Raw genomic sequence first — 12105 nt, 5'->3', positions numbered from 1 at the left:
GTGTCATGGCTTCGTATGCAGCAATAGAGCATTGCCGTCTCAGCGCAAGCAACCATCTGATACCGGTTCTCAATCTCGGCAGGCAGGCTCTGACAGGCGTGTTCCCAAAACAGAGAGATGCGAAAATAACTGTTGGACCTCTTGAACTCGTCTGGTGCCCGGATACATGCCTCCTTCAGCTTGCCCATAGTTACGAATCATCAGAGATGTATGGCGAGAATTACGGCTATAGGTCTGGACTCAACCAATCCATGGTTGCTCATCTTTCCAATAAGGTTTCATTACTTGAACGTACTTTTCAACTACATCAAGGTGATGTCGTATTGGATATCGGATCCAATGATGCCACGACTCTCAAATCCTATACTACAAAAGGAATTCAACGTATTGGAATTGACCCGACAGGACAAAAATTCCGCGATTTTTATACAGATGATATTCTCCTTGTTCCCGAGTTCTTTTCTTCTGACTCTTTCAAGGAAGCACGTTGCGAAAAAGCAAAAATTGTGACTTCAATCGCCATGTTTTATGATTTGGATTCTCCCGTCGATTTTGCCCGTCAAGTAGAAACCATATTGGCAGACGATGGTATATGGCATTTCGAGCAGAGCTATCTCCCTTCAATGTTACGTTTGAATTCCTATGATACAGTTTGTCATGAGCATCTGGAATATTATTCGCTCACCGTTATCAAAAGTATTTTGGATACCGCCGGATTTAGGCTTATTGACGTAATGATGAATTCCGTCAACGGGGGATCATTCGCCGTCACTGCTGCGAAAAGATCGAACAAGAGCCTGCGCGCAAATGCACCGGTCATTGATTGGCTGCTGGAACAGGAAGAACGCATGGGCCTGGCAACGCCACGTCCCTATCGGGATTTTGAAGAGAGGGTATTTCGGCACCGTGAAGATTTGCGGCGGCTCATTGGCAATCTGCGGGACGATGGCAAAACAGTATTTGGCTATGGCGCTTCCACAAAGGGAAATGTTGTATTGCAGTTCTGTGGATTCACAGAGAATGATATTACCGCCATTGCAGAAGTCAATCCAGACAAGTTTGGAAGTTATACTCCAGGGACTGGGATACCCATAATATCAGAAGCTGAGGCAAGAGCCATGAAACCAGATTATTTTTTGGTCCTCCCTTGGCATTTTAAGGAAAGCATTTTACGCAGGGAAAAGGAATATCTCGCCGCTGGTGGCAAGATGATTTTCCCATTTCCGGAAATTGAAATTGTCTAATAAAAGGAATTTTGTTTTATGAAAAGCATAATAAAAAAATCAGCAAGCAACGCATTGAATTTTCTATCTAAATATATTATAAATAAACTATCCAAAACAAATGTAGAGGGGGACCAGAAATCAACACCTTTGTTGCTGACGGATTTTAATCACTATCTGCATGAATTACGTTCCTTCCTCTTGGCCTCTATACCCGCGGGAGCTCAAACTGTTTGCAGTGTTGGCTGTTCCGGCACTTGGTACTTCGACTGGTTTGCGCGAGAATACGGTTCAATCGCAAAGCACATCGGAGTTGAATACTTTATGTCCAAGCCTGTGGATTTGCCAAGTAATGTAGAATGGCTAGAAGCAACTGCCGGTGACCTGAGCGCCATTCCGGATGCGAGTGTGGATCTGCTCCTCAGTGGACAGAATTTGGAACATCTCCCTCTTTGTGACTTGATTGGCTTTTTCCAGCATGCATGGCGAGTTCTCAGACCTGGAGGATGGCTGGTTATAGACAGCCCAAACGGAAGCATAACATCGCTGATTGGGTATCAGCAGCCGGAGCATATTGCTGAATATACGTTGGACGATATGCGCCTGTTGCTACCTGCAGCAGGATTTCACCTGATTTCGGCAAAAGGGGCTATCCGATTGCGTGACAAGGATGGCACAATCGCGTCGAACCTGCCTGACATGAATTGGACAGGCGGACAGAATAATTCGTTAAGGCGCGCTCTTGGGGGGCTTGCCGCACCAGACGATTCCTTTGTCTGGTGGGTTGAAGCGCAGAAAGCGCAAAGTCGTCCCGATGCACAAACGCTCAGCACTCTGGCACGCGAGATTTTTGTACGGGCGTCCAGTGAACGATGCAATAGGGTGACTCTTCTCGGAGGGAGATACGACACTGACAGAGACATGGTGACCATGGATAAGGGGAAAAGTGGTCCTGTCTGGCAGGGACCGTATATCCCTCTATTCAAGGGGCAGAGGGAAGTAGAAGTACGCATTTTTGCAGAAGATCTTCCAAAAGAAAATGTCAGGATCGTCGATTGTAAGATTATCGATAATTCAGGAGAAATTTTATATTACAAATCATTTTTTACCTCTAATTTTAATAATGATCTTGTTATTAAATGCCATATTAATGTAAAAAATACAAAATTTGGCGTTGAGATACTTTTAATATCATCAGGTTCAGCCACATTGCATATTCCCCTCACCATTTCCATATCCTAGATTTTCAACTCAGAAAATAGAAACGACGCCTATGAATCACACATCTGAATCAACATATCAATTTTATGCAGACTATTACGCTAATAGCCGTAAATCCAAAAGCCGTTATCCTTTTTTCGCCACCCCGTTTCCTCCTCGGCAAACTCCTTTGCTGCTCCCCAACCACTGCTGCTCCCCAAGCCGTTTCTCCCTGCCGCCGAAGCGGAAGCGGAACTTGATGCGCCACCACTTGCCCCCGGCGGGGGCAACTTCAACGTACAGACCTTCGCCATCCGCCAGCTTGTAGCGTTTTTCCCTGGGCTTGGCCGCGCGGATGGCGGTATCCGTCAATTTGAAGGGCATGGGGGCAACTCCGGCAGGGGGCAACGTGTACAGTCACGACTTGCCCCATCGTTGCCCCCCAATTGCGCGGCTGCCAATGAACCTCAGCGGATTGCAGAGAACACATACAACGAAGAAAATCCGCTTGGCTCAATGCCTTGCGGACTTTCCTGAACATAAACGGATACTCATTTGGCGGAGGGGGTGGGATTCGAACCCACGTACCGGTTACTCACCGATAACTCGATTTCGAGTCGAGCGCGTTACGGCCGCTTCGCTACCCCTCCGGGGTCCGTTTCCGGCAATGCCGTGAACGGGAGATTTTTTAGCCCATCTTCAGGCAAATGGCAATCCGCAGCCAAGTGTCCGCCTAGCCAGAACCGGCGCGGGCGCGGTTGCCGCGCGCCGCGTGGCCGCCCTTGCGGAGTTCGGCCTTGCGTTTTGCCTTTCGCATGTCGCCGCGCCCGCTCTTGGCCGACGCGGCCTTGGCCGGGGCGATGCGGCCCTGGGTCCGTTTGCCGTAGGCGGTGGCGGCATGCCTGGTGTAGCGGGCGCGCCCGTACTTGCCGGCCCGGACGCCGCCCGCGGCCTTGCCCTTTCCGGCCCAGGCCCGGGCCGCCTTGAGCAGGCCGGCCTCACGCGCGGTCTTGCGCGCATCGATGCGCCGCGCGTCCACAGGCAATGTGTCCAGCGCGGCCGCCACGGACACGGCGCGGTTTTCGCAGACAAGAAAGCCCGCATCGAGCAGGCGGCAGGCCTCCACGCCACGCGCGGTCACGTCGGGCGCGCCCATGATGACCGCGAGCAGGCGCCGGCCGCCCTTGCTGGCCGTGAAAATGAGATTGTAGCCCGACGCGCGGATCCAGCCGGTCTTGAGTCCGTCGGCGCCCGGATACTGCCCGAGCAGCGGATTCTTGTTCCAGGTGGTCAGGCCGCCGTGGGTGAGCAGGCGCGTGGTGTGCATCCGCAAGGCATCGGGATGGCAGCGCAGATACGCCCGGGCAAGGGTGAGCATGTCGCGCGCCGTGGTCCGCTGCCCCGCCGCCGGGAGTCCGTGTGGATTGAGGAAGAGGCTGTCGCGCATGCCCAGTTCCCTGGCCCTGACATTCATCATGGCGACAAACGCGGGCACGGAGCCGCCCACCAATTCCGCCACCGCATGGCTCGCGTCATTGCCCGAAGAGACCGCCATGCCGAGCAGGAGCGTGTCAAGGCGCACCGTCTCATGCCGCCGCAGCCCCATGCGCGAGCCGCCCGTGGCGGCCGCCTCCGGGCTTATGGTCACAGTCGTTTCGGGCCTGGCGTGCCCCTCGCGGATGAAATCCAGGGCCAGGAACATGGAAAGGATCTTGGTCAGCGAGGCCGGGGGGATAGGCTCATCCGCGTTCTGCTCGAAGAGGATGGCGTCGTTGTCCAGATCATAGACAATGGCCGAGGAAACGCCCACGGCGCTGGCCGGAAGCACTTCGGGAGCCGCCGCGACGGCCGGCGCCGCGGACAGGAGCAGAAGGAACAGGACGGCCGGGCACAACGGACGGCAAAAACGGGCGCGACGAAAAAACGGCATGGGGATCCTGGGCTGAAGGAAGTGGGCGGGATACGCAGGGTTTTGGTTCCCAATAAGCCTTCCGGCCGCCGCTTGCAAGAAAAAAGGTGGGAAACGGCGGTTCCCTCGCCGGCCGGATGCCGGAAACGCGCCCCTTGACGTCCGGGGGAAACGCCTTAGCTTGTTCGCGCCGCCGCGTTTCGCGACATTCCCCGTGCCGCGGCATTGCCTTTTCACCTGAAAAACGGCACTATCAGCGCCGCATTCCGGCGTACCAGTGAACGCAAACCCGTTTGGCGGCATTTGCGGCGGCAACGCCGCGGGCCGCTTTTGCTTTTCAGGCCGCCGCAGTGCCGGCGGCCTGCCCGACCCCTGACCAACCTTCGAGGCAATCATGCGCGTTTTCGCCCCCTCCTGCCTTCTCGCCTTCCTGCTCCTCCTGTGCGGCTGCGGCGCGCAGGCGGCTCCCGGTCCCGAAGGCGCCGCCCCCGCGCGCAACCAGAGCAGGGACGCCGCCAAGGCACAGAAAGAACAGGCCCGGGATCAGACCAGGGAAAAACTCAACAAGTATGATGCCGCCCGCCGTTTCAGCCAGGTGCTCGATCTGGTGGAGCGCAACTACGTCAAGGACGTCACCCAGGCGGAGCTGATCAACGGCGCCCTCAAGGGCATGCTCCAGGGGCTTGATCCGCACTCCACCTTCATGACGTCCGACGAATACAAGGAGATGCAGGAGACCACCTCCGGCGAATTCTTTGGCGTGGGCATCGAGATCTCTCTGGAGAACGGCCAGGTGATCGTAGTGACGCCCATTGAGGACACCCCCGCCTTTCGCGCCGGACTCCAGCCGGGCGACGTCATCCTCTCCATCGACGGCCAGCCCGCGCAGGAGCTTTCGCTTCAGGAAGTGGTCTCCCGCATCCGCGGGGCCAAGGGCAGCGAGGTGGAGCTGACCATCCTCCACAGCAATGCCAAGACTCCCCAGACCGTGCGCATCACCCGCGACGCCATCCCGCTCATCAGCGTCAAGGCCAAACAGCTGGAGGACGGCTACTACTGGGTGCGCCTCACGCGCTTTTCCGAGCGCACCACCGAGGAACTCAAGGAAGCGCTCAAACAGGCCCAGAAGGAGAGCGCGGCCACCGGCGGACTCAAGGGCATCGTCCTTGACCTGCGCAACAACCCCGGCGGCCTGCTCGACCAGGCGGTGAGCGTGTCCGACACCTTCCTCGACAAGGGCACCATCGTTTCCATCAAGGGACGCGACGACGGCGCCCGGCGCACCTATGCCGCGCGCAGGCAGGCCGATGACATCGACGTGCCCATGGTGGTGCTGGTCAACGCCGGTTCGGCCTCGGCCTCGGAAATCGTGGCCGGCGCCCTGCGCGACCAGAAGCGCGCGCCCATCCTCGGCGAACGCTCCTTCGGCAAGGGTTCGGTGCAGAACATCATCCCCCTGTCCGACGGTTCGGGCCTCAAGCTCACCGTGGCCCTCTACTACACGCCCAATGGCAGTTCCATCCAGGCCGAGGGCATCGTGCCGGACTTCGAGGTCGTCTTTGAGCCGCCGCGCGCGGAAGACAAGGACAATCCCCGCCTGCTCCTCCGCGAGCAGGACCTCAACCGGCATCTGGAAAACGGCAAGGGCAAGGCCGCCAGGGGCAAGGGCGGCAAGGACGAGGGCAGGGAGCAGCTCGCCCGCGACAACCAGTTGCGTATGGGCCTGCAAATGGTCAAGAGCCTGCCCCGGCTCCAGGAAATCAGGACGCCGCAGGCCGCGCCCGCGCCACAGGCCCGCTAGCATCACCGGGGAAAACGCCATGACAGCACCGCTGACAAGTCCGCTTCCCAAACGGCTTGCGGGAAAACTCCGCGTCGGCTGCATCGGCTGCGGCCGCATGGGCGGCGCCATCCTCTTCGGGCTGGCCGCGCGCAAGCTCCCCGGCCTTACGCTGTGCGGCTACAACCGCAGCCCCGAAAAGATGGAACCCCTGGCGCCGCTGGGCGTGGAAGTCATTCCCGGCATCCCGGAGCTTGCCGCCAAAGCCGACATCCTCATCCTCGCGGTCAAGCCGTATCAGGTGGCCGAGGCGCTGGCGGCCGCGCGCGGGCACCTGCGGCCGGGAACGCTCGTGCTTTCCGTGGCCGCGGGCGTGAGCCTCGCCCGGATCGCGGACGCCGTGGACGGCGCCGTGGCCGTGGCCCGCTGCATGCCCACCACCACGGCGCTGGTGGGCAAGGGCATCTTCGCCTTCTGCTTCGCCCCTGGTCCTCATGTGGACGAATGGCGCACGCCGCTGCTTGAACTCTTCGGACAGCTCGGCTTCTGCCTGGAACTGCCCGAGGAAAAATTCACGGACTTCTCCGCCCTCATCGGCGCCGGACCCGCCTATGTGTTCGCCATGATGCAGGGGCTGGTCCAGGCGGGCGTGACCCTGGGCTTTCCGCACGCCGAGTCGCGGCGCATGGTCGGGGAGCTTTTTGCCGGTTGCGCGGCCCTTGCCGATGCTGGAGCCACGCCGCTCATGCAGCTGCGCGACGACGTGTGCTCGCCCGGCGGCCTGACCATCGCCGGCGTCAACGTGCTGGACCGCGCGGGCCTTTCGGGCCTTCTGGTGGATGCGGTGCTGGCCGCGCGGGAGCGCGGGCGCCAAATGGAGAGCTGAACCCTCCCCTGCCGGAAAACGTCCGCAAAAACGCCCCACCGGATACCGGCGGGGCGTTCCATGACTTCTCCAAAAATCGCGCCTTACGCCGCGCCCCGGCAGATATCCAGAAAATAGCGGTGAAAGCGCGTGTCCGGCGTCAGTTCGGGATGGAAGGACGTGGCGAGGATGCGGCCCTGGCGCACGGCCACGGCGCGCTCCGCGCCGTCCATCTCCACCCGGGCGAGGACGCGCACCTCCGGTCCCGTGGAGAGGATCACCGGCGCGCGGATGAAGACCGCGGGCAACGGTTCCGCGCCCAGTTCGGGGATGGTCAGATCCGCCTCGAAGCTGTCCACCTGACGGCCGAAGGCGTTGCGCCGCACCACGGCATCCAGAACGCCCAGCCGCGGCTGTTCCGAGCCTTCGATGCTCCGGCAGAGCAGGATCAGCCCCGCGCAACTGCCATAGACCGGCATGCCCCCGCTGATGCGCGCCCGCAGCGGCTCCAGCATTTCCAGGTCCGTCAGGAGCTTGCCCATGGTGGTGCTTTCGCCGCCGGGGATGACCATGGTGTCGATGCCGGCCATGTCCCTGAGCTGGCGCACTTCGCGCGTGGCCGCGCCCAGCCGGGCCAGGGCGGCCACATGCTCACGGAAGGCCCCCTGAAGGGCGAGGACGCCCACCAGGGGGTTCTTCGCCGCCGTCATGGCCTACCAGCCCCGTTCCTGCATGCGCTGTTCTTCCGGGATCTGGGAGATCTCGATGCCCACCATGGGTTCGCCGAGGTCCCGGGAGATCTCGGCCAGCAGCGCGTAATCCTTGTAGTTGGTCACGGCCTGGACAATGGCCTTGGCGCGCTTGGCCGGATCGCCGGACTTGAAGATGCCCGAACCCACAAAGACGCCGTCGCAGCCGAGCTGCATCATCAGGGCCGCGTCCGCCGGGGTGGCGATGCCGCCGGCCGCGAAATTCACCACCGGCAGGCGCCCCTGCTCGCGCACGATATAGCAAAGCTCCAGCGGGGCGCCGCATTCCTTGGCGAAGTTGGGCACTTCGGCCTCGGGCAGGGCGCAGAGCATGCGGATCTCGTCCATGACCATGCGGCAGTGGCGCACGGCCTCCACCACGTTGCCGGTGCCCGGCTCGCCCTTGGTGCGGATCATGGCCGCGCCCTCGGCGATGCGGCGCAGGGCCTCGCCCAGATTGCGGCAGCCACAGACAAAGGGCACCGTGAACTTCTGCTTGTCGATATGGTAACGGTCGTCGGCCGGGGTGAGGACCTCGCTCTCGTCGATATAGTCCACGCCCAGGGCCTCGAGGATGCGCGCCTCCACAAAATGGCCGATGCGCGCCTTCGCCATGACCGGGATGCTCACCACTTCCATGATCCGCTTGACGATGGTCGGGTCGGCCATGCGGGCCACGCCGCCGGCCGCGCGGATGTCGGCGGGAACGCGCTCCAGCGCCATGACGGCGCAGGCGCCCGCGTCCTCGGCGATCTTCGCCTGCTCCGGAGTGGTGACGTCCATGATGACGCCGCCCTTGAGCATTTCGGCCAGGCCTGTCTTGAGGCGGATGGTGCCGCGTTCACCGTGTTTGCCGTTGTTCATCGCGTACGCTCCCTTATGCGCCTGAAGGCATGCAGCGGCGCGAAGGCAGGCGCCCGCGCCGCGCGTTGACGGTACGGCCGCGCCCACAACGCGGCCGGAAAAAGAACAAAGCGCGCCCCCCGGCGCGTCTGCGGCGGTTATATGCAATAATCCCCCGGGTGACAAGGGCATGCGGGGTGAAAAAGACCGGTCCCTGCGGTCGCCGGGTCCGGGTTTGACAGCCCTTCTTTTCCGGGGCTATAGTTGCCTCAACTGAGGAAAAGGCATCCCTCCCGGAGGGCGCTGCCGGCGCGCAGAGGCGTCGGCCCGCCAGCGGAACTTCAGGGGGGTCAGGGCCGCGGGCGCGGCCCGCGCGGCACGGCCGCGCAGCCTCACAACGCCAACCAAGGAAGCATCATGAAGTATCTGCGCTGGCTTTCCCTCGGGACGGCGCTCGCGCTCTGCCTGTGCATCGCCGCCCCCCTCACCGCGCATGCGGCTTCAACCTCCGTCCAGACCAAGAGCCGGAAGGCATCCGTCAAAAAGCAGGGCAAGACCGCCAAAAAAACGGCCTCCCGCGCAAAAGACAAGCGGCACGCCAAAAAAGGCGTGAAAAGCGGCAAGGCGCGCCTGACGACGGCAAAGAACAACGCCGCCGACCGCGACCTCTGGCTCAAACGCGCCCAGCAGGGCGAACTGCTCTCCGGCAAGGCATCCTGGTACGGTCCCGATTTCCACAACAAGGCCACGGCAAGCGGCCTTTCCTATGATATGTACACGTTCACGGCCGCTCACCGCACCCTGCCCATGGGCACGGTCGTCAAGGTCACGGATCAGGACAACGGCAAGAGCGTCATGGTCTGCGTGACGGACCGCGGACCCTTCGTGCGCGGCAGGATCATCGACCTCTCCTATGCCGCTGCCCAACAGATCAACCTGGGCAAGCGCGGCGTGGGCCGGGTGGACCTTGAAGTGGTGAGCGACGAGACAGGAACGCCGCTCAAGGCGGATCAGGCCTATTTCATCCGCTACGGTGCCCACGGGGGTGCCAGCAGGGTGGGACCGTTCCGCGCCTTCGCGGACGCGGCCGCCATGCATGAGGCCCTGCGTCAGGCGCATCCCGAAGCCGAGGTGGTTCTGGACAGCGCGCGCTGACGCGCCCGGTCCGGCAGCAGGGAGCCAAAGGCCACTGTTCCGGTGTGCGCCGGAACGGTGGCCTTTTTTCGGCGTGTCCGCGCGCCGCCCCGGACACTGGGGGGCCGCCCGGCCGCCGGCGGCACGGAGGTCAGATGGGCATTATCTACGGGCTGCTCTCTTCGGCCGCTTTCGGGCTTATCCCGCTGTTTTCCCTGCCGCTGCTGCGCGCCGGCATTTCCGTGCAGACAGCGCTGGCCTACCGTTTCACCATCGCGGCGCTCGCGCTCTGGTGCCTGCTGCGCCTCAGGGGCGAACGCTTCGCCCTGCGCGGCATCGACGTGTGCAAGCTCGCCGGCCTGAGCGTCTGCTACATGCTGGCCGTGCTCTTTTTCTTCGAATCCTTCGGCCACCTGCCCAGCGGCATCGCGGCCACCATCCAGTTCCTCTATCCCGTCATGGTCATGCTGATCATGATCGTGGTGTTCCACGAGCGCTTTTACTGGCGCATCGGGGTGGCCGTGGTCCTCGCCGCCGCGGGGGTGGGGCTGCTCAGCGCCGGGGGTCCGCAGACAGGCGCCGCCGCCGTGAGCGTCACGGGCGTCTGTCTTGCCCTGCTGGCGGGCCTTACCAACGGATGCTACATGATCGGCATCCAGATCGCGCGCATCCCCAATATCAGCGGCCTGGTCATGACGTTCTACGTCATGGCCTTCGGCGCCGCCATTTCCGTGGGCGACGGCCTCGCGCGAGGCTCGCTCCAGTGGATCGGCACCGTGCCGGAGGCGGCCTCGGCCGTCCTGCTCGCGCTGGTGACGGCGGTATTTTCCAATCTCACGCTCATTCTCGCCATCAAGCGCATCGGCTCCACCCTGACGTCGGTGCTGGGCGTCATGGAGCCGCTCACGGCCGTAAGTGTGGGCGTCCTCGTTTTCGGCGAGCCGTTCACCGCGCCGCTGGCCGGTGGCGTGGCGCTCATTGCGGGCGCCGTCCTGCTGGTCATGCTCGGTTCGCGCAGGCGCGACCGGGGCGCCTCCGCCGGCGCGGACGCAACGGCCTGAGGCAGCCCGCGGGGGGCGCCGTTCCGGGCGCAACGCCCCCGACGCACCGCGGCCGTGCCAGAAAAGCATTGCCCCGCTCCCTGTCTTTCGCCTATGCTGAAAGCGCGAGTCAGCATGACGGACGCCGCGCGTCACGTCCCTTTCCTTCAACCCCTGCGGGAGGTGTTCCATGCCCATGCCACGAGTGTTGCCGCTGGCGCGGCGGATCTGCTTCCAGTCGCTGCTTTGCCTTGGCCTTTTCTGCTGCCCCGCCCTTGCGGCGGACGGCGGGAACGCCCCGGCGGATGCGGGCGACAGGGCCGCGCCCGACCTCGTCAAGATCCAGGCCGCCATCGGGGCGGCGGACCAGAACGCGAAAAAACCCGCCTGGCGCCCGGCTGTGGCCGCGCACCGGGGCGCCAGCGGCTTCCTGCCGGAGCACACCCTGCCGGCCAAGGCCATGGCCTATGCCCTTGGCCCGGACTATATCGAGCAGGACGTCATCATGAGCAAGGACGACGTGCTCATGATCATGCACGATCCGGTGCTCGACACCACCACGGATGTGGCGAAAAAATTTCCGGAACGCGCCCGCGAGGACGGCAGCTTCTACGCGGTGGACTTCACCTTCCCGGAATTGCGCAGCCTCACGGTCACGGAACGCTTCAACCCCAAAACGGGCACGCCGGTCTTTGCGGGCCGCTTCCCCGGCGATTCCGGCATCGGCTTCCAGATCCCCACGCTTGAGGAGGAGCTTCGGCTCATCCAGGGCCTGAACAAGTCCACGGGCGGCAATGTGGGCGTCTATGTGGAAGTGAAGGAACCCGCGTTCTACGCCCGCGAGGGCAAGGACATCACGGGCGCGGTCATCGCAATGCTGGACCGCTACGGCTACAACAGCCCGGAGGCCAAATCCATCCTCCAGATCTTCGATTATGACGCGGTCAAGGCCGCGCGTGAAAAGGGCTGGAAGGGCGAACTCGCCATGCTCGTGCTCCGGGGCGGCCAGCACCTCACGGACGACAAGGCCGTGCACGAATGGCTGCTCACGCCCTCGGGCGTCGCCGAAGTTTCCAAATATGCCACCATCTACGCGCCCTGGTTCTCGCACCTGGCGGTGCCCTCGGCCGACGGCAAGGGCTACACCGTCAGCGGGCTGGCCGATCTTGCGCGCAAAAACGGCATGAAGGTGCATTCCTGGACGCACCGGCGCGACGCGCCCTTCAAGGGATTCAAGGATTCGCGCCAGGCCCTGGACGCGGCCTTCAAGGAGATCCGGCTGGACGGCCTGTTCTCGGACTTCCCCGGTGATGTGGTGGAATATCTCAAGGCCGAGGGCCTGCGCTGAGGCTGTTTTTTCCG

The 12105-nt window shown here is 62.2% G+C and carries 11 protein-coding genes and 1 tRNA gene; 7 read left to right on the top strand and 5 right to left on the bottom strand.

The annotated features are described in order from the left end of the window. The first annotated feature begins 5 nt into the window (after window positions 1-5). Together QZ294_RS00510 and QZ294_RS00505 are read left to right on the top strand one after the other, a co-directional pair. Entirely contained in the window at window positions 6-1244 is a 1239-nt protein-coding gene (locus QZ294_RS00510) for a class I SAM-dependent methyltransferase (RefSeq protein ID WP_297045119.1), read from the top strand. A gap of 18 nt (window positions 1245-1262) precedes the next feature. Beyond that, window positions 1263-2465 carry a class I SAM-dependent methyltransferase gene (locus QZ294_RS00505; RefSeq protein WP_297045117.1) on the top strand — a complete coding sequence of 401 codons (1203 nt, stop codon included), beginning with the start codon at window positions 1263-1265 and terminating at the stop codon, window positions 2463-2465. Window positions 2466-2570: 105 nt separating this feature from the next. Here QZ294_RS00505 and QZ294_RS00500 read toward each other — a convergent pair whose 3' ends face one another. The 3 genes from QZ294_RS00500 to QZ294_RS00490 form a co-directional block, all read right to left on the bottom strand. Further along, on the bottom strand, window positions 2571-2807 hold the full coding sequence (locus QZ294_RS00500; RefSeq protein ID WP_297045112.1) for an Arm DNA-binding domain-containing protein: 237 nt from the start codon (window positions 2805-2807) through the stop codon (window positions 2571-2573). 172 nt (window positions 2808-2979) lie between these two features. Then, window positions 2980-3073 (bottom strand) — tRNA-Ser (locus QZ294_RS00495). A gap of 83 nt (window positions 3074-3156) precedes the next feature. After that, complete coding sequence (locus tag QZ294_RS00490) at window positions 3157-4353, bottom strand: D-alanyl-D-alanine carboxypeptidase family protein (protein ID WP_297045109.1); 1197 nt, start codon at window positions 4351-4353, stop codon at window positions 3157-3159. Window positions 4354-4726: 373 nt separating this feature from the next. Between QZ294_RS00490 and QZ294_RS00485 the strand changes: the two genes are divergently transcribed. Both QZ294_RS00485 and proC read left to right on the top strand, forming a co-directional pair. Then, the gene (locus tag QZ294_RS00485) at window positions 4727-6133 is read left to right on the top strand and encodes a S41 family peptidase (RefSeq protein ID WP_297045106.1); all 1407 of its coding nucleotides are present in this window, start codon (window positions 4727-4729) and stop codon (window positions 6131-6133) included. 19 nt (window positions 6134-6152) lie between these two features. Further along, the gene (gene proC, locus QZ294_RS00480) at window positions 6153-6998 is read left to right on the top strand and encodes a pyrroline-5-carboxylate reductase (RefSeq protein WP_297045103.1); all 846 of its coding nucleotides are present in this window, start codon (window positions 6153-6155) and stop codon (window positions 6996-6998) included. Between the two features lie 83 nt (window positions 6999-7081). Here the strand turns inward: proC and pdxT are convergent, their stop codons facing one another. Beyond that, window positions 7082-7687, bottom strand: coding sequence for a pyridoxal 5'-phosphate synthase glutaminase subunit PdxT (gene pdxT, locus QZ294_RS00475; RefSeq protein ID WP_297045101.1), 606 nt, complete (start codon window positions 7685-7687; stop codon window positions 7082-7084). 3 nt (window positions 7688-7690) lie between these two features. Next, window positions 7691-8590 (bottom strand): pyridoxal 5'-phosphate synthase lyase subunit PdxS, encoded by a 900-nt coding sequence (gene pdxS, locus QZ294_RS00470; protein WP_297045097.1) that lies wholly within the window; start codon window positions 8588-8590, stop codon window positions 7691-7693. Between the two features lie 396 nt (window positions 8591-8986). Here pdxS and QZ294_RS00465 point away from each other — a divergent pair, with 396 nt between their 5' ends. The 3 genes from QZ294_RS00465 (at window position 8987) to glpQ (ending at window position 12091) form a co-directional block, all read left to right on the top strand. Then, a complete protein-coding gene (locus QZ294_RS00465; protein WP_297045094.1) occupies window positions 8987-9724 on the top strand; it encodes a septal ring lytic transglycosylase RlpA family protein in 738 nt (245 codons plus the stop codon). 134 nt (window positions 9725-9858) lie between these two features. Then, entirely contained in the window at window positions 9859-10764 is a 906-nt protein-coding gene (locus tag QZ294_RS00460; protein WP_297045090.1) for an EamA family transporter, read from the top strand. Between the two features lie 169 nt (window positions 10765-10933). Then, window positions 10934-12091, top strand: coding sequence for a glycerophosphodiester phosphodiesterase (gene glpQ / locus QZ294_RS00455; protein WP_297045086.1), 1158 nt, complete (start codon window positions 10934-10936; stop codon window positions 12089-12091). The last annotated feature ends 14 nt before the right edge of the window (window positions 12092-12105 follow it).

The sequence above is a fragment of the uncultured Desulfovibrio sp. genome (assembly GCF_910584445.1).
Classification (GTDB): domain Bacteria; phylum Desulfobacterota; class Desulfovibrionia; order Desulfovibrionales; family Desulfovibrionaceae; genus Desulfovibrio.
This window is presented reverse-complemented; position numbering and strand designations above follow the sequence as displayed.